At 72.8% G+C, this 17914-nt stretch carries 16 protein-coding genes; 11 read left to right on the top strand and 5 right to left on the bottom strand.

What is annotated here, in order from left to right; translation table 11 throughout:
* Window positions 1-106 precede the first annotated feature (106 nt).
* The 8 genes from QRN56_RS21570 (at window position 107) to QRN56_RS21535 (ending at window position 10150) form a co-directional block, all read left to right on the top strand.
* Entirely contained in the window at window positions 107-1336 is a 1230-nt protein-coding gene (locus tag QRN56_RS21570) for an amino acid ABC transporter substrate-binding protein (RefSeq protein ID WP_285106716.1), read from the top strand.
* Between the two features lie 4 nt (window positions 1337-1340).
* Window positions 1341-2225 (top strand): branched-chain amino acid ABC transporter permease, encoded by an 885-nt coding sequence (locus QRN56_RS21565; protein WP_285106714.1) that lies wholly within the window; start codon window positions 1341-1343, stop codon window positions 2223-2225.
* Complete coding sequence (locus QRN56_RS21560; RefSeq protein ID WP_285106712.1) at window positions 2209-3267, top strand: branched-chain amino acid ABC transporter permease; 1059 nt, start codon at window positions 2209-2211, stop codon at window positions 3265-3267. Before QRN56_RS21565 ends, QRN56_RS21560 begins: the two co-directional genes overlap by 17 nt.
* Complete coding sequence (locus QRN56_RS21555) at window positions 3264-4016, top strand: ABC transporter ATP-binding protein (protein ID WP_285106710.1); 753 nt, start codon at window positions 3264-3266, stop codon at window positions 4014-4016. Before QRN56_RS21560 ends, QRN56_RS21555 begins: the two co-directional genes overlap by 4 nt.
* Window positions 4006-4812 (top strand): ABC transporter ATP-binding protein, encoded by an 807-nt coding sequence (locus QRN56_RS21550; protein WP_285106708.1) that lies wholly within the window; start codon window positions 4006-4008, stop codon window positions 4810-4812. Before QRN56_RS21555 ends, QRN56_RS21550 begins: the two co-directional genes overlap by 11 nt.
* 53 nt (window positions 4813-4865) lie before the next feature.
* A complete protein-coding gene (locus QRN56_RS21545) occupies window positions 4866-5894 on the top strand; it encodes a ThuA domain-containing protein (protein WP_285106707.1) in 1029 nt (342 codons plus the stop codon).
* Window positions 5895-5955: 61 nt separating this feature from the next.
* A complete protein-coding gene (locus QRN56_RS21540) occupies window positions 5956-8307 on the top strand; it encodes a PQQ-dependent sugar dehydrogenase (RefSeq protein WP_285106706.1) in 2352 nt (783 codons plus the stop codon).
* Between the two features lie 73 nt (window positions 8308-8380).
* Window positions 8381-10150 carry an ABC transporter ATP-binding protein gene (locus QRN56_RS21535; RefSeq protein ID WP_285106704.1) on the top strand — a complete coding sequence of 590 codons (1770 nt, stop codon included), beginning with the start codon at window positions 8381-8383 and terminating at the stop codon, window positions 10148-10150.
* Between the two features lie 29 nt (window positions 10151-10179).
* On the opposite strand, the gene QRN56_RS21530 is transcribed toward QRN56_RS21535, so the two are convergent.
* Complete coding sequence (locus QRN56_RS21530; protein WP_285106703.1) at window positions 10180-10650, bottom strand: winged helix-turn-helix transcriptional regulator; 471 nt, start codon at window positions 10648-10650, stop codon at window positions 10180-10182.
* A 74-nt stretch (window positions 10651-10724) separates the two neighbouring features.
* Between QRN56_RS21530 and QRN56_RS21525 the strand changes: the two genes are divergently transcribed.
* Together QRN56_RS21525 and QRN56_RS21520 are read left to right on the top strand one after the other, a co-directional pair.
* Complete coding sequence (locus QRN56_RS21525) at window positions 10725-11972, top strand: MFS transporter (RefSeq protein ID WP_285106701.1); 1248 nt, start codon at window positions 10725-10727, stop codon at window positions 11970-11972.
* Window positions 11972-12676 carry an SDR family oxidoreductase gene (locus QRN56_RS21520; RefSeq protein WP_285106700.1) on the top strand — a complete coding sequence of 235 codons (705 nt, stop codon included), beginning with the start codon at window positions 11972-11974 and terminating at the stop codon, window positions 12674-12676. The genes QRN56_RS21525 and QRN56_RS21520 overlap by 1 nt, the downstream gene beginning before the upstream one ends.
* 55 nt (window positions 12677-12731) lie before the next feature.
* Here the strand turns inward: QRN56_RS21520 and QRN56_RS21515 are convergent, their stop codons facing one another.
* Together QRN56_RS21515 and QRN56_RS21510 are read right to left on the bottom strand one after the other, a co-directional pair.
* Complete coding sequence (locus QRN56_RS21515; protein WP_285106699.1) at window positions 12732-13835, bottom strand: sensor histidine kinase; 1104 nt, start codon at window positions 13833-13835, stop codon at window positions 12732-12734.
* Window positions 13832-14494: a response regulator transcription factor gene (locus tag QRN56_RS21510; RefSeq protein ID WP_285106697.1), complete on the bottom strand. Its 663-nt coding sequence runs from the start codon at window positions 14492-14494 to the stop codon at window positions 13832-13834. The genes QRN56_RS21515 and QRN56_RS21510 overlap by 4 nt, the downstream gene beginning before the upstream one ends.
* Window positions 14495-14582: 88 nt before the next feature.
* Between QRN56_RS21510 and QRN56_RS21505 the strand changes: the two genes are divergently transcribed.
* A complete protein-coding gene (locus tag QRN56_RS21505) occupies window positions 14583-15251 on the top strand; it encodes a M15 family metallopeptidase (RefSeq protein WP_285106695.1) in 669 nt (222 codons plus the stop codon).
* 27 nt (window positions 15252-15278) lie between these two features.
* Here the strand turns inward: QRN56_RS21505 and QRN56_RS21500 are convergent, their stop codons facing one another.
* Both QRN56_RS21500 and QRN56_RS21495 read right to left on the bottom strand, forming a co-directional pair.
* The gene (locus QRN56_RS21500; protein WP_285106693.1) at window positions 15279-16304 is read right to left on the bottom strand and encodes a DUF4037 domain-containing protein; all 1026 of its coding nucleotides are present in this window, start codon (window positions 16302-16304) and stop codon (window positions 15279-15281) included.
* 117 nt (window positions 16305-16421) lie between these two features.
* Window positions 16422-17906, bottom strand: coding sequence for a BadF/BadG/BcrA/BcrD ATPase family protein (locus QRN56_RS21495; RefSeq protein WP_285106692.1), 1485 nt, complete (start codon window positions 17904-17906; stop codon window positions 16422-16424).
* Between the last annotated feature and the right edge of the window lie 8 nt (window positions 17907-17914).

Genomic DNA, 17914 nt, shown 5'->3' with positions numbered 1-17914 from the left:
GGATGGTGCCAACACCCTTGTCACACAGCGTCCCAGTTCCTAGAGTGCCGTAAGCGGTTACGGAAGCGCTTGCCCACGATGATGTGGACCCACAAGGGAGTGGACCATGAGAGCAACCCGACGCCTGACGGTAGCGGCAATCGCCGCGGCCTCGGCACTGTCCCTGTCCGCCTGCCTGGCGAGCCCGGAGCAGGGTGGTGAGGCCGCCGGCCCCGACGACCCGATCGTCGTCGGCGTCTCGCTCCCCCTGACGGGCGACTTCGCCGAGCCGGGCAAGGGGGTGCAGCGCGGCTACGAGGCCTGGGCCAAGCATGTCAACGAGAACGGCGGCCTGCTGGGCCGCCAGGTCGAGCTGGTCATCGTCGACGACCAGTCGAACGCGGACCGGGTCGCCTCGGACTACGAGCGGCTCATCAACCAGGACGGCGTGGACCTGGTCTTCGGGCCGTTCTCGACCCGGCTCGTGGTGCCCGCGGCGCAGGTCGCCCAGGACTACGGCTTCCTGTTCGTGGAGCCGGCGGGCGCCGCCGCGGAGGTCTTCGAGCAGGGCTTCGACAACCTGTTCTACGCGGCGCCGGCCATCGCCGACGACCACTACGACCACCTGGCCGAGTACATCCTGGCGCTGCCCGAGGACGAGCGGCCGAAGACGATCGCCGTGGCCTCGATGGACGACCCGTTCGCCCAGGGCACCGCGTACGGCCTGCGCGACCAGCTCGCGGAGGCCGGGATCGAGGTGCTGGTCGACGAGGTGTACCCGCCGAACACCACCGACTTCAGCGGCATCGCCGCGAAGATCGCGGACTCGAAGGCGGACCTGCTGATCGTGGGTTCGCAGTACCAGGACGGCGTGAACCTGGTGGTCGCGCTCCAGCAGCAGGACTACCAGCCGCAGATGGCGGCGATCTCCGGCGCGCCGACGAACGCGGAGTTCCCGGCGGCGATCGGCGACAAGACCGAGGGCATCCTCGCCCCCACCGGGTACACGCCCACGGCGCCCTACCCGTCGAACCAGGAGTTCGTGGAGTTCTACACGGCCGAGCACGACGCCCCGCCCGCCGAGGACGAGGCGAACGCCTGGACCACGGGCCAGGTCGTCGCCGCGGCGGTCGAGGCCGTGGGCTGCGCCGACCCGAGCCCCGAGTGCCAGGAGCAGCTCATCGGGTGGCTCAAGGAGAACGAGGTCGAGACCGTCGTCGGGCCGCTGAGCTGGGACGCGCAGGGCCGGCCGCAGAGCGCCCACCTGATCCAGCAGTACGTGGACGGCGAGATCAAGATCGTGCTGCCGGACGACGTCAAGGAAGCCGACCTCGTGCACCCGAAGCCCGCGTGGTGACCCGATGACCGGTGCCCTGTTCGCGCAGAGCCTGGTGCTCGGCGTCCTCCTGGGTGGGCTCTACGCCCTCCTGGCCGCCGGCCTGACCCTGTACTTCGGCGTGATGCGGGTGGTCATGATCGCCCACTCGGCGTTCCTGATCCTGGCCGCCTACCTCGCCTGGTACTTCCACGAGCGCACGGGCATCGACCCGCTCCTGTCCCTGGTCGTCACCGTGCCGCTGTTCTTCGTGGTCGGGTACGGGATGCAGCGGTTCCTGGTGTCCCGGCTGCGGCCCATCACGCTGACCACCATGTCGGTGCTCCTCACGTTCGCCGTGGCGCTGACGATCGAGGGCCTGCTCGGGTTCGTCTGGACCGGCACGCAGCGCCGCATCCAGCTCGGCTACTCGGGCACGAGCATCGAGGTGGCGGGCGTCAGCATCGCCGTGGTCAAGCTCGTCGCGTTCGGCCTGGCGGCGCTGTCGCTCGGCGCGCTGTACCTGATCCTGCGCCGGACGTCGTTCGGCCGGGCGCTGCGGGCCACCACCCAGCACCCGGAGGCCGCGCGCCTGATCGGCATCGACACCGACCGCGTGGCCGGGCTCGGCTTCGGGCTGGGGCTGGCCACGGCCGCCGTCGGCGGGACGGCGCTCGCGCTGGACTACACGATCTACCCGTCGCTGCACTGGCACTGGATCGGGCCGCTCATGGCGATCATCGTCGTGGGCGGGCTGGGCAGCATCCCCGGGGCAGCCATCGCGGCCCTGCTGCTCGGTGTGGCCGCGAGCCTGCTGCAGGTGCCGCTCGGCACCACCTGGGCGCAGACCGTGTTCTACCTGGCCCTGTTCGTGACCCTCATGATCCGCCCGCAGGGATTCTTCGGAGGTCGCCTTGCCCAACGCTTCTAGCGGTACCAGAGCCTCCGGCCCGACGACGGCGCGCGTGGTCCGGACCGCCGCCCTGCTCGCCCTCGTGGTGGTCGTGCTCCTGTTCCCGTCGCTGGCCCCCGACCCGTTCATCCTGTCCGTGGGCGTGGTGATCCTGAGCTACGCCGTGCTCGCCACGTCCTGGAACCTGGTGGGCGGGTTCACCGGCTACATCTCGCTCGGCCACGCCGCCTACTCGGGCCTCGGCGGGTACGCCACAGCGCTGCTGATCCTGCGGTCCGGGCTGAACCCGTGGCTCGCGCTCGTGGTCGGGGCACTGATCGTGGCCCTGATCGCCATCCCGGTCGGCATCGCCTCTCTACGGGTGCGCGGCGCCTCGTTCGTGATCGTGTCGATCGCCCTGGTGCTCATCCTGCAGCTCACGTTCCAGAGCTGGCACACGTTCACCGGCGGCTCGGGCGGGCTGCGCGTGCCCCGGCCGTTCGGCCCGGACGTGCTGCGGCCCGAGCAGCACGAGCGGTTCTTCTACCTGCACGCCGTGCTCCTGGCGCTGGCCCTGCTGACCTGGTGGGCCATCGAGCGCTCCCGGCTCGGCGCCGGGCTCAAGGCCATCCGCGAGGACGAGGACAAGGCGCAGGCCCTCGGCGTGCCCACCTTCGCCTACAAGCTCACCGCCCTGGTGACCAGCGCGTTCTTCACCGCCCTGGGCGGCGGTCTGTACGCGCTGTGGTTCGGCTACCTCGACCCGATCTTCCAGTTCTCGATCCTGGTCGGCACCTACATGGTGCTCATGTCGCTGCTCGGCGGGGTGCGCAGCCTGTTCGGCCCGCTGCTCGGCGCCGTGGTCGTCGGGTACGCGGTCGAGGTGTTCAAGTCGCAGTACGGCGACACGCAGTTCCACCTGGTCGCCACCGGCATCCTGCTGGGCCTGGTCGTCCTGTTCATGCCCGACGGCGTCATCCCGGCCCTGACCTCGTTCCTCAACCGGCGGCGCCGCGCCGCGTCGATCCGCGAGGTGAGCGCCGAGGAGCTGGCCCGGCAGCGCGAGGAGGCAACACGATGAGCACCAGCCCCCCGACCATCGGCTCCGTCACCACCGAGGGCCTGACCAAGTCGTTCGGCGGCGTCCGCGCCGTCGACGGCGCCTCCGTGGCGTTCCACGACGGCGAGATCAACGCCCTGATCGGGCCCAACGGCTCCGGGAAGACCACGTTCTTCAACTGCGTCACCGGCATGATCCGGCCCGACGCCGGGACGGTGACCTACCGGGACCGCGACGTGACCGGGCTCGCCCCGCACCGGATCGCCCGGTCCGGGATCGGTCGCAGCTTCCAGCTCTGCCGCGTCTTCCCGCGGCTCACGGTGCTGGAGAACGTGCTGGTCGCGGTGCAGCCGCACGGCCTGCTGGAGCGGCTGCGCGGCATGCGCAACCCGGACGACGTCGCCCGGGCCCGCGAGCTGCTGGCCCGCGTGGGCATCGACCACCTGGAGCACGCCGAGGCCCGCGACATCTCCTACGGGCAGCAGAAGCTGCTGGAACTGGCCGGGGTGCTCATGGGCGACCCGCACACGATCATGCTCGACGAGCCGGCCGGCGGCGTGAACCCGGCGCTCGTGGACCGCATCGCCGACCTGGTGCGCGAGCTCAACGCCGAGGGCCGCACCTTCATCATCGTGGAGCACAACATGGAGCTGGTCATGGGCCTGAGCGACCACGTGGTGGTCTTCGACCGGGGCCGCCCGATCGCGCAGGGCACCCCCGCCGTCGTGCAGGACGACCCGCAGGTGCTGGAGGCCTACCTTGGAGTCTGAGCTGGAGTCCGAACTCGCACCCCAGGCGACGGCAGGCCAGGCCGCCGAACCCGGCCCCGCGGCCGAACCCCTCCTGCGCCTGACCGACGTGCAGGCCGGCTACGGCCGCGCCGCCCTCGTGCTGCGCGGGCTGTCCGTCACGGTGGCGCCCGGCAGCGTGGTCTGCCTCGTGGGGCCGAACGGCGCCGGCAAGTCGACGGTGCTCAAGGTCGCCAGCGGTCTGCTCAAGCCGCGCGCCGGGCAGGTGGTGGTCGACGGCGTGGACGTCACCGGGCGCTCGCCGCAGCAGCTCCTGGCCGCCGGGCTGTCGCACGTGCCGCAGGGGCACAGCGTGTTCCCCGAGATGACCGTGGCCGAGAACGTGCTGCTCGGCGCCTACACCGTGCGCGACCGGTCCGAGGTCGAGGCCCGCACGGACTTCGTGACCGAGCTGTTCCCGCTGGTCGGCGAGCGGTGGTCGGCCCTGGCGGGCGCACTGTCGGGCGGGCAGCAGAAGCAGGTCGAGTTCGCCCGCTCGCTCATGGTGCGGCCCAAGGTGGTGCTGCTGGACGAGCCGTCGATGGGGCTGGACCCCAAGGCGACGGCGGTGGTGTTCGAGCAGGTGCGGCGCATGCGCGACGCCGGCACGGCCGTGCTGCTCGTGGAACAGAACGCGCGGCGGGCGCTGGAGTCCGCCGACGTGGGCTGCGTGCTCGACCTGGGCCGCGTGCACATCACGGGCCCCGCCCCCGACCTCCTCGCGGACCCCCGCCTGGCCCAGCTCTACCTGGGCGGCCGTCCGAAGGAGGTCTCGTAAGCCCCACCCCTCCCCGTGAGGACTGACTGCTGGCTGTTCAAAGGAGAACCGTCATGTCGCTCAGAACCATGCTCGGAAAGTCGCTCGGCGGTGCGGGACAGGTCGTGCTCGGCCTGGCGATCCTGGCCGCGCTGCTCGCCGGCCTGCACCTCGCGCCGGCCACGTCCGGCGGGACCGCGTCGTCCGGCGCGGCGGGCGGCGGGCCGCCGTCGTCCGCGGGCCGCCAGGACCCCTACCAGGACAAGATCGCCGACTACGGCGTCTGCCGGGGCACGGACCCGGCCTGCTACAACGACTGGGACCTGCCCCGCACCAGCGACGGGCGGGTGCGCGTGCTGGTGTTCACCGCGACCGGTGTCTCGCGGCACGCCCACCTCGGACCGCTGCTGCCCGCCGGGATGAACCCGCCGCTCACCTCGGCGCACGTCGCACAGAACGCCGTGGTCCGCTGGGGGCAGGAGTACGGGTTCGAGGTGGACTGGACCGAGGACGTGCGCCAGCTCGACGCCCCGGCCAAGCTCGCGCCGTACGACGCCGTGGTGTTCCTCAGCAACTCGCGCACCATGCTCGACGACGCGTCCCAGACGGCCCTGCTGCAGTACGTCCGCTCGGGCGGCGGCTTCGTGGCCGTGCACAACACGCTCGGCGCGATGTACCACTGGCCGTGGTTCCAGGGGCTGCTCGGCGGCGCCAACTTCTACGACCACGGGCCGCACCGCGACGGGCAGGTGCTCACCGTGGACCGCCGCGACGCCTCCACGAAGGACCTGCCCCGCCGGTGGGACTTCCGGGACGAGTGGTACAACCTCGAACCGTTCCCCACGGGCGTGCGGTTCCTCGCCGAGGTCGACACCGGCACGATCGGCTCCGGCACCGGCTTCAACGGGCACCCCGGGCACGCGGGCGAGCACCCGGTCTCGTGGTGCCAGTACTACGACGGCGGTCGCGCGTGGGTCACCTCGCTCGGCCACGACCCGGCCGCGTGGACCGAGGACTCGACGCTCCCGGGCGCCGACTCGTTCAAGACCCACGTGGTGGGCGGCATCCTCAGCGCGGCCGGCGAACGGCCGTTCTGCCGGTAGGTCATCGCACCACGTCACGCACAGCACTCCGCAATGACGACGACGACATTCAGGAGGCACCATGCGCACCAGACAACGATGGCGGTCGGCGGTCGCCGCGGTGGCGATCACCGCTACCGCGCTGACCGGCCTGACCACGGCGACGCTGGCCACGGCGGCGGCTCCCGCCGCTGACGCCACGGCGGCGGCCCCGGTCGGCGTCCCGATCGAGGACCCGGCCCCCGAGGAGAAGCAGTCGACGATCGGCCTCGTGCTCCAGGAGTACGCGCAGTTCCCCAAGACGGAGCCGATCCCGGCGCCTGTCGACCGGCGCCTGATGCGGCACGCCCGCATCAACGGCATCGGGGAGCTGCCGGACGGTTCGGGCCGCCTGTACGTGCCGGACCTGAACGGCCCGCTGTACCTCGTCGAGGACGGCGAGCCGCGGGTCTATCTGGACGTGGCGGCCCGGTTCGCGCCGGAGTTCTTCTCGGGACGCGGCATGGGCAGCGGGTTCGGGTTCGCGGCGTTCCACCCGGACTTCGAGCACAACGGCACGTTCTACACGGTGCACAGCGAGCGCCCCGGCAATGCCGGGCCGCCGTCGGACCCCACCACGTACCCGGCGCAGACCCCGACGTTCCTGCACGCGGTGGTCACGGAGTGGGTGGCGGACGACCCGGACGCCGACGTGTTCTCCGGGACGAGCCGGGAGGTGATGCGCCTGGGCTTCGCGGGTCAGGTGCACGCGATCCAGCAGATCGACTTCAACCCGACCGCTGAACCCGGGGACGAGGACTACGGCCTGCTCTACCTCGCGGTGGGCGACGGCGGTATCGGCGTCGGCACGGGCGTGCCGCAGGAGCGGGACACGCCGGCCGGCAAGATCCTGCGCATCGACCCGGCGGGGACCAACGGGCCGGGCGGCACGTACGGCATCCCGGAGTCGAACCCGTTCGTGGACACGCCGGGCACGCTCGGCGAGATCTACGCGATCGGCATGCGCGACCCGCACCGGTTCAGCTGGGACACGAAGACCGGCCGCATGTTCCTGGGGCACATCGGCGAGCACGCGATCGAGGCCGTGTACGACGTCGAGGCCGGTGACAACTTCGGCTGGGGCGACCGGGAGGGCAGGTACGTGTTCGACGCCGCCGACCGGTGCAACCTCTACCCGCTGCCGGAGAACGACGACGAGCTCGGCTTCACCTATCCCGTGGTGGCCTACGACCACGACCCGCCGCCCGGCTGGTCGTGCACGGCGGACAGCGGGTACGCGATCAGCGGCGGGTTCGTCTACCGCGGGCGCGACCTGCCGGCGCTGAACGGCAAGTACCTGTTCACCGACCTGGTCGAGGGGCGGGTGTTCTACGCCAAGGAGTCGCAGATGCGGCGCGGGCGCCCCGAGGCGCAGATGTACGAGCTCGCGCTCTACGACACCGACGGCACCCGCAGGAGGATGCCCGACTTCACGGGTGACGAGCGCGCCGACCTGCGGATGGGCCGCGACGCGTCGGGCGACCTGTACCTGGTGGCCAAGGCGAACGGCAAGATCTGGAAGATCGTGGACACCGTGCACGCGCCCGTGCCCCAGGACGTGCCGCGCTCGCTGGAGAAGAACTCCGTGAGCTTCTACGACTTCGAGCACCCGTTCCAGCAGGACGGGGCCGTGGAGATCGACCGCGGCCTGTCGCGCACCTACCTCAACCTGATCAACGGCGGGGAGGACATGCGGGTGGCGGACGGCGCCTACCCGGGCAGCAACAACTCGATCCAGCTCGGCCAGATCAACCCGCTGACGGCGGGCAACGACGACTGGAAGGCGGGCGTCTTCAACGCCAACGGGGTGAGCACCCTGTCGGCGTTCAACGGGGTGGACGGGATCACCGTGGCGGGCTGGGTCAAGATGACCGGCCAGAACCCGAGCCCGAACACCACCACCGCCAACCCGGACGACTACTACAACGCCGTGGGCCTGGCGGGTCTGCTCAGCGGCGACTCCGACGGGCACGGCGTGCGTGCGCTGCTGGAGATCATCCAGGTGGACGGCGAGCTGCGGCTGGTCGCCCTGGGCCGGCGGCTCGACGGCGGCGCGTCGCAGACCTTCGCCGCGAGCGAGGACTGGCGCACCCTGCTGCCGCAGGACGAGTGGGTGCACCTGGCCGCGACGTTCGACTACACCACCGGGAAGATGGCGCTGTACCGCAACGGTGAGCGGGTGCCGGGCTTCTACGTGGTGGACGGCGACCCGTGGCAGGTGGACGGCACCGGGACGTCGGCCACGACGCCCCGCGGCATCAAGATCGGCGGCAGCTTTCCGCAGGACACGCAGGAACGGAACCCCTGCAACTGCCGCATGGACACGATCCAGCTCCTGGACCGCGCCATCACGTCGAGAGAGGTGGCGGCGCAGTACCGCCTCATGACCCGCTGACCCCGCACGTGTCAGACGTACAGGTCACCGGAGTGACCTGTACGTCTGACACGTGGTGGATAGCATGGGCGGCATGGCTGCCGAGAAAGCGCTTACCGCCCCGATCCTGATCGACAGCACCAAGCCCGCACGGTCGATCCTGCGGCTGCTCGCCCGGCGTCCCGGCCGCATGACCGTGGCCGTCGCGGCGTTCACCGTCAAGGAGATCCCGATGTGGTTCCTGCCGGTGGTCACGGCGGCCGTCATCGACATCGTGGCCACGGGCGGCGACGTCCGCGACGTGCTGGTCTGGTTCGCCGTGGCCGCCGTCCTGCTGCTGCAGAACTTCCCCAACCACCTGGTCTACACGCGCAGCTTCATGACGGTGGTGCGCGACACCGGCGCCGGGCTGCGCAACGCGCTCGCCGCCCGCCTGCAGAGCCTGTCGATCGGGTACCACTCGCGCGCCAGCTCGTCCGTGGTGCAGTCCAAGGTGGTGCGCGACGTCGAGAACATCGAGGTGATGCTCCAGCAGGTCACCCATCCCCTGCTCTCCTCGCTGATGGTGCTGGTGGGCGCCGTGACGATGACGGCGCTCAAGGTGCCGCAGTTCCTGCCCGTCTACCTGCTGGCCGTACCGCTCGCGCTCGGGCTGCGCTGGTTCACGGCCCGGCGCTCGCGGGACCGCAACGAACGGTTCCGCCGGGAGGTCGAGGGCTTCGCCTCGCGCGTGGGCGAGATGGCCTCGCTCATCCCGATCACCCGGGCCCACGGCCTGGAGCAGACGGCGGTCACGCGCCTGGCCGCCGGCGCCGACGGCGTGCGCCGCGCGGGCCTGCACCTCGACATGCTCAACGGCCGCGTCGCGTCGCTGTCCTGGGTGACCATGCAGCTGCTCGGCGTCACGTGCCTCGCGCTCGCCGCCGTCTTCTCGCTCACCGGGCTGCTGCCGATCACGGCCGGCGAGGTGGTGCTGCTCTCCAGCTACTTCACGCTGCTGACGCAGGGGCTCACCCAGCTCCTCATGCTCCTCCCGGTCACGGCGCGCGGCATGGAGTCGGTGCGCTCCGTCGCCGAGGTGCTGGAGGAGCCCGACCTGGAGGAGAACGAGGGCCGCCGCACCGTGGACGCCGTCGGCGGCGAGCTGACCCTCGACCACGTGCACCACCGCTACCCCGGCGCCGACGACGACGCCCTGGACGACGTGACCCTCGCGATCCCCGCGGGCCAGACGGTGGCGTTCGTGGGCTCGTCCGGCTCGGGCAAGTCCACGCTGCTCAACCTCGTGCTCGGCTTCATCCGGCCGACGTCGGGCCGTGTGCTCGTGGACGGCGTCGACGCGCAGGAGCTGGACCTGCGCACGGTGCGCCGCCACGTCTCGGTGGTACCGCAGGAGTCGGTGCTCTTCGAGGGCACCATCCGCGACAACGTCACCTACGGCCTGCCGGACGCGTCCGACGACGTCGTGCGCGCCGCGCTGCGGGACGCCAACGCGCTGGAGTTCGTGGAGGCGCAGCCCGACGGTTGGGACACCGTGGTGGGCGAACGCGGGGCGCGGCTGTCCGGCGGGCAGCGGCAGCGCATCGCGATCGCCCGCGCGCTGGTCCGCGACCCGCGCGTGCTGCTGCTGGACGAGGCCACCAGCGCACTGGACACCGAGTCGGAGACCCTGGTCAAGGAGGCGCTGGGCCGCCTCATGCGCGGGCGGACGACGCTGGTCGTCGCGCACCGGCTCTCCACGATCCGGCAGGCCGACCGGATCATCGTGCTGGAGCACGGCCGGATCGTCGAGCAGGGCACGCACGACCACCTGGTCGCCCACGGCGGGCGGTACGCGACCCTGCACGAGACCCAGGCGGGCTGACCCCGGCGGGAGCCTGACGCGGCGGCCGGTCAGGCCGCCGTCGTCAGCGAGCCCGGACCCGGCACCACCGAGACGGCGTCGGGCGCGAGCTCCCGCCCGTCCTCGGTCAGGAAGGCGACCCGGACGGGCTGCTCCGTGGCCTCCTCGACGTACACGACCGACGGCCCGAAGCCCGAGGGCCGGTGCACGTCGCCCCACGCCGCGAACGCCGCCAGGACGGTCTTGAGCTCCGCCCCCGCCTCGGTGAGCACGTACTCGTCGCGCTGCCGCTGACCCGCGTCTCGGTACGGCCGGCGCTCCAGCACGCCGCCCTCGACCAGGGTCTCCAGGCGAGCCGTGAGCACGTCGGGCGCGATGCCGAGCCGCGCGCGGAAGTCGGCGAACCGCGTGTAGCCGAAGAAGGCCTCGCGGACCACGAGCAGGGTCCACTTCTCCCCCAGGATCTCCAGGCTCCGGGCCACGGAGCAGCGGGCGTTGCGTTCGCGGGGCGTTGTGCTCATGCCCACATCCTATCTAGGTTGTCATTTCCAATCCAGGTGCTAGGTTGTGATTCCCAACTCAGATAGGAACCTCGATGACTTTCACCTGGGCGTCACGCGGCAGCCGCTGGGCGGCGGCGGCCGCAGTGGCCCTCGCGCTCTGGGCGTCGGCGGCACCGACGCTGATCTACCCGGTCTACGCGGCCGAGTGGCATCTGACCACGGCGGTCACCACCACCGTGTTCGCCGCCTACCCCGTCGCCCTGATCGCGACGCTCCTCCTGCTCGGCGGCGTCTCGGAGACCGTGGGCAACCGGGGCGCGATCCTGGCCGGCCTCGGGTTCCTCGGACTCGGCGGGCTCACGTTCCTGCTCGCGCCGAACCTGGCGCTGCTGCTCGTGGGCCGCGCGCTCATGGGCGTCGGGGTGGGGCTGAGCCTCGGCCCGGCCACGAGCGTGATCGCCTCCGCCGGGGCGGACGACACCCGCGACCGCACCGGCGCGATCACCGCCGGCGCGTCCTCGGTGGGCCTCATCACCGCGCTGCTCGTGGGCGGCGCGACCGTGCAGTTCAGCACCAATCCGCTGCACGCGGGCTACGGGGTGCTGCTCGCCGGCGTCGTCGTCGCCGTGGTGGCCGCGTGGTACCTGCCGCGCCGGCTGCGCACCGCCGCGCACGGCTGGCGTCCCCGGCCGTTGGCCGTACCGCGCCACCGGCTGCCGTTCGTGGCGGGTGCGCTCGGCGTCAGCGCCGCCTACGCGCTCGGCGCGATCTTCCTCGGCATCGGCGCCCAGTTCGCGCGGGACACCGTGCGGTCCGACGACGCCTTCGTCAACGGCGTGGTCCTGGCGATCTCCGCCGCCGCCATCGGCGTGGTCGCACTGCTCACCGGGAGGCTGCGCGCCCCGACGGCGCTGCGGCTCGGCGCCGTCGCCGCGCTGGCCGCACAGAGCCTGATGATCGTCGCGGGCGCCACCCACTCGATGACCGCGCTGGTCCTGTACTCCCTGATCGGCGGCGCCGGCTACAGCCTCCTGTTCTCCGGCGGCGTCACCCTGGTCACCCGCAGCGCGCCCGCGGAGCACCGCGCCGCGACGACGTCGTCGGCCTACCTGGTCGCCTACCTCGTGCAGGCGGGCACGGCCCTCGCCGTCGGCCGCCTGGCCACCGCGAACGGGCTGCAGATCGCGCTCGTCGTGGGCAGCGCGACCGTCATCGCGCTCGCGCTGGCCGCCGTCCTCACCGTGCGGGCACGGGCCGTGGCGCCCGAACCGCTCCCCGCCCCGCTCGACACCGCCCCGACCAGCACCACATCGAACATCCTCATGAAAGCGAGCTCGTGATGACTGATCTGAAGAACGCCGTCGTCCTGGTCACCGGCGCGAACGGCGGCCTCGGCCGCGCGTTCGTCGCCGAGGCCCTCCTGCGTGGCGCCACCACGGTGTACGCCAGCGCCCGCACGCCCCGGGAGTGGACCGACCCACGCGTCGTGCCGCTGCCGCTGGACATCAACTCCCCCGAGTCGGTCGCGGCCGCGGCCGAGCTCGCCGCCGACACGACGGTCCTGATCAACAACGCCGGGATCTCCGACGGCGGACGGCCCACGCTGACCACGCCGCTCGACGACGTCCGCGCGGTGTTCGAGACCAACGTGTTCGCCCAGCTCGGCGTCACCCAGGCGTTCGCGCCGGTACTGGCCCGCAACGGCGGCGGCGCGATCATCAACATGCACTCCGCGCTGAGCTGGCTCGCCATGGGCACGTACTCGGCGACCAAGGCCGCCTTCTGGTCGTTCAGCAACGCGCTGCGGGTGGAGCTGCTGGGCCAGGGGACGCACCTGCTCGGTGCCCACCTCGGGTACACGGACACGCCCATGATCGAGCGGCTGGACGTGCCGAAGGAGGACCCGCGCGACATCGTGGCCGCGATCTTCGACGGGCTGGAGGCCGGCGAGCCCGAGGTGCTCGCCGACGACACCAGCCGCCGGGTCAAGGCCGCCCTGTCCGGCCCGCTGAGCGACCTCTACCCGCAGCTCCAGAGCGCGTAGTGCCACGTGTCAGACGTACAGGTCACCCGGGTGACCTGTACGTCTGACACGTGCTTCAGGTCGGCGGGAAGGTGACCGTGGCGACCAGACCGCCGTCCCGGCGGGCCCGGAGCGTCAGCTCGGCGTGGTGGGCCCGGGCGATCGACGCGACGATCGACAGCCCGAGCCCGCTGCCCCCGGCGCGGTCCGGACGGCGCGTCCGGGCGTCCGCGCGCACGAACGGCTCCGCCAGGGTCGCGACCACCGCGGGGTCGAGCGGCGCCCCGGTGTTCTCCACCACCAGCGTCGGACGACGGCGGTCGTCGAGCCGGGTGCCGACCCAGGCCTGGCCGCCCGCGGCGAGGTTGTGCCGCACGGCGTTGCCCAGCAGGTTGCCCGCGAGCTGCCCGAGCAGCACCCGGTTGCCGTGGACCGGTGCGTCGTCGAGCGTCACGACCAGCTCCGGCGCGGCGCCCAGCTCCGGCCACGCCCGGACGGCCTCGCGGACGACGTCGGCCAGGTCGACGGGCTCGGTCCGGAGGCTCTCGTGATCGAGCCGGGCGAGCTGGAGCAGGGACTCGACCATCACGATCGAGCGCTCGTTGGTCTCGTGCAACCGGCTCAGCAGGCGATCCACGTCCCGGCCCGCCGGATCCGCCTGCGCCACCTCCAGCAGCGCCTTGACCACGGTGTTGGGCGTGCGCAGCTCGTGCGACGCGTTGGCGGTGAACCGCCACTGCTCCTCGAAGGAGCGCTCCAGCCGGGCGAGCATCATGTCGAAGGTGTCGGCGAGCCGGCGCAGCTCGTCGTCGGGCCCCTCCAGGACGATCCGGTGGGCGAGGGAACCGTCCGCCGCGAGCGCCGCGGCCTCGCTGATCCGGTCGAGGGGCCGGAGCATCCGGCCCGCCAGGATCCAGCCGCCGACCAGGCCGACGAGCGCGAGGAAGCCGACCGCCGCCACCGACAGCGGGACGGCGACGTCGAGGAGGTCGGAGCGGCTGGGTGCGAACCCCCCGCCGTCCTGGACCATGAGGTTCTCGTCGGGCACGTACCGCAGCACCAGCAGGAGCGCGGCGAACAGGGCCGCGCCCGCCAGGACGAGGAACCCCGCGTAGCTCAACGTGAGCCGCAGGCGCACCGACAGCCCGGCGCGTCGCTGCCCGACGGCGGGCGTGGTCACTGTTCCCCGAACCGGTACCCGACGCCGGGCACCGTGTGGATCAGCCAGGGGTCGCCCAGGCGCTTGCGCAGCGTCGAGATGGTGATGCGCACGGCGTTGGTGAACGGGTCGGCGTTCTCGTCCCAGGCGCGTTCGAGCAGCTCCTCGGCGCTCACCACGCCGCCGCCGGCGTCGATGAGCACCTGCACCACGGCGAACTGCTTGCGGGTGAGCGCGACGTACCGGCCGTCGCGGTAGACCTCGCGGCGGTAGGGGTCCAGCCGCACCGGCCCGAGCTCGACGACGGGCGGGGTGGTCGCCTCCGGCCGCCGGGCCAGCGCGCGCAGCCGGAGCACCAGCTCGCGCATCGCGAACGGCTTGGTCAGGTAGTCGTCCGCGCCGAGCTCGAAGCCGCTCACCTTGTCGGTCAGCTCGCCGGCCGCGGTCAGCATGATGATCCGGACCACGGGATGCTCCGCGACGACCCGGCGGGCCACCTCGTCCCCGTGCACCACGGGGACGTCCCGGTCGAGCACCACGGCGTCGTAGGAGTTGGCGGCCACGAGGTCGAGCGCGGCGGCGCCGTCGTTCGCGACGTCGGCGGCGATCGCCTCCAGCCGGAGCCCGTCGCGGATCGCCTCGGCGAGATAGGGCTCGTCCTCCACCACCAAGACGCGCATGTCAGCACACGCTACCGGCGGGCACATATCCGGGGCGTATCGAAAAGCGGAGACGCCCTGGCAACGTCGGCCCCGGTGGGCTGGGCACATGACTCGATACGAACTGGCCCACCCGCCGGCGCGCGTCGGCGGCCCGCCCCGGCACGTCCCCCGGCCGCGGCGCACCCGCCGCCCGATCGCGTTCACCCTCGTGGTCGCCGCCGTGGTGCTCACCGCGGTGTTCGGCGTCTATCCCCTGCTCGACCGGGGTGACGCGCCGGTCGTGCAGGCCGTCGACCAGGTGCTCGACCGGGGCCGGCCCGGGTCGGACGGCGCCGGGTCGACCGGCCTGGCCGGCGGCGACATCCCGGACGGCGCGGCGACGCTCGACGACGACCTCCCGGCGGTCACCAACCTCGACGCCGACCTCGCCGCCGCCGTCCGCGAGGCCGCTGCCGACGCCGCGGACGACGGCATCGACTTCTGGGTCACGAGCGGCTGGCGCAGCCCCGCCTACCAGCAGCAGCTGCTCGACGACGCGGTCCGGGAGTACGGCAGCCTGGAGGCCGCTCGCGAGCGGGTCAGCACGCCCGAGCTGTCCGAGCACGTGAGCGGCAAGGCCATCGACATCGGCCCGACCGAGGGGGCCTACTGGCTCATCCAGCACGGCACCGAGTACGGGCTGTGCCAGGTGTACTCCAACGAGATCTGGCACTTCGAGCTGCTGACCGAGCCCGGCGGCGCCTGCCCCGCGCTGCAGGAGAACGCCGGCGGATGAGTTCGGGCCCGTGCGGGACCGCGCCGCTCAGGCCCGCGCGGCCCGGGCCAGGCGCCCGCGCGCACCCGCGTCGGTGAGCGTCCCGACGTCGTCCACCCACTGCTCGACGCCGCCGCGGTGCGGCAGCGCCCGTACCTCCGGGTCGGTGACGGCGGCGCGCAGTGCGCCCGCCACGCCGCGCAGGCCCGTGAAGGGCCGGTCGTAGAAGTCCTCGCACACCGGGCCGTCCAGCGCGGGCAGCCCGAGGGTGCGCTGTCGCGCGTGCAGCGCCTCGCACGCCGCGCGCAGGGCGGAGTCCCGCTCCTGCCAGGTCGCGGCCGCGAGCGCGCGGGCGAGCTCGCCGCCGACCGACGACGCCACGGGCAGCCGCCCGAACAGCGTGCCCGCCCACTTGGGGTACGGCGGCCAGTGCCGCTCCAGGAGGAACCCGAGCCGGACCAGGGCCGTCACCAGACGCCCGGTGACGATCCGGGAGCCGAGGTCGTCCCCGCGCTGCCCGGTGCGCCCCACGAACGGCAGCTCCTGCTCGACGCGCGTCCACTCGGCGGCCAGCACGTGCAGCCAGACGTCGTGCGGGTACCACGCGAGCCGTTCGCGCAGCGCGGTCAGCTCCCCCGGCACGTCCTCGAACACCGGCCCCGCCGTCACCTCCAGCGCGGCCTGCCCGGTCAGCGACAGCCAGTCGGTGACCCCGAGGTCGTCGCCGACGTCGAGCCCCGTGCGCGAGCGGACGAAGTCGACGGGCGCGGCCACCTCGACCCGGTGCCGGACGGTCGGGTCCCAGGTGACCGGGAACGCCGTGGGCAGGTCCCGGTACGACGCCGGGAGTGCCGTCGCGAGGGCCTCGTCGACGTCACCGACCCGTCCGGCGGGGACCAGCAGGGTCAGCCGCAGGCCCCAGTCGTGGTCACGCGAGGTGTCGTCGTCCAGGCCCAGCACGTCCGAGCCGGAGCCGAGCCGGGCGGCCGCACGCGGAACGTCCGGCAGCTTCCGGTCCAGGATCGGGCGGACGACGTCGGCCCAGTACGCGCGGGCGAGCTCGGTTCCGGACATGCGGTCAACCTAGGAGCCGCGACACGACGGGTCCAGGTGATTCCCGCGGGGACGACACCCACCGTCGGAGCCGGCAACCACCCACCGTCCGCCGGGCGCCGCAGTGCGCCGACGAGCTCAGCGCACGCTCGCGGTCACGGCGCGCGCCGTGAGGCAGGTCCAGCCGCCCACGTAGATGCGGTCGCCGTCGGCCAGCCAGCGGCGCTCCCCCGGACGCAGGGGTTCGGTGGGCAGCGCGTCACCGCGCGCCGCGACATAGGTCCCGTTGGCCGACCCGAGGTCGACGACGCTCCAGCCGCCCTCCGACCAGGCGATCTCGCAGTGCCGGCGCGAGACGCCGGTGTCCTCGCACACGATGTCCGGCACCACGCCACGACTGCGCGAGGCACGGCCGACCACGAGCCGTTCGCCCGTGAGCGGCACCACGGCGTCGGTCACGGAGGCGGCCGATACGGCGGAGGCCGCCGAGGCCGGAGACGTCCGGGCCGTCCGGGCGGTCGGGGTCAGGCCGTCCTCCGGAGCCTGCTCGGCCGACCACTCGTAGTCCGACCGGACCTCGACCGCCCAGGCGGTGGGCTCACTGGCCTCCCGCAGCGGCCGCACGGCGGGGAGGACCACTCGCGGGAGCGTAACGGAGTCGTCCGGCCGGGGCGCGACGCCGATCCGGACCGCCAGCAGCGGCACGTGCTCCTGGACGACGTTCGGGTGCGCGGCCATCATGCGCGCCAGGGCGAGCGCGCCGTCGAGCGGCAGGCCGGCGCTGGGCTGCACGCGCACGTCGTCCCGCTTCTCCAGGAGGTGCTGGATCACCATCGACCGCAGCGTCGGCGCGTGCATCAGCAGCTTTCCCGTGGTGACCGCCACCGGCACGACGCCGGGATGGCTCAGTACCGCACACAGCCCGTCCGCCAGGGACCGGGCGGCCTCGTCGAGGATCTCGCGGCACGCCAGGTCGCCGTAGTCCGCCGCCGTGATCACCTGGGGCGCGAACCCGGCGAACAACGACACGTCGTTGACGGCCGCCCACCGCTCCCGTCGTCCGAAGTGCTCCTCGGCGGCCCGGACCAGGCCCGGCGACGCCCCCATGCGGCGGCCGTCCATCGACCGGGCCGCGGCGTCCAGGCCACGCCGTCCGATCCAGGCGCCGCCGCCGTTGTCGCCCACGTGCGGCCCCATCCCGTCGGCGAGATGCCAGCGGCCGACGTCGTCGCACGCCACGGCCACCGCACCCGTGCCGACGGCGAGCGTGGCGCCCGACCCGGTGCCGATGGCGCCCAGGTGCGCCGTGACCGCGTCGCTCGAGACGGCGGTCGAGCTGGTCCGCAGCTCCTCGGACAGGATGTCGTGCACCCGGTTGGGGTCGAGGGTCCCGGACTGCGTCTGGGAGCGGAACCCGCGCATCCCGACGGCGGCGGCCGACACCCGCGGACGCCCGCCGAACCGGGCGGCGAAGCCGCGGCACAGCTCGCGCACCACCTCGGGCACGGTCGACCGCCCGCCCACGACGGTGGCGGGCGGCCCGGTGACCTCGTAGGACACGCCGCCCCGCCCGGAGCTGAACCGGAGGCGGGAACCCGTGCCGCCGATGTCCACGCCTACCACCCGAGCGT

This window comes from Promicromonospora sp. MEB111 (assembly GCF_030209445.1).
Classification (GTDB): domain Bacteria; phylum Actinomycetota; class Actinomycetes; order Actinomycetales; family Cellulomonadaceae; genus Promicromonospora.
This window is presented reverse-complemented; position numbering and strand designations above follow the sequence as displayed.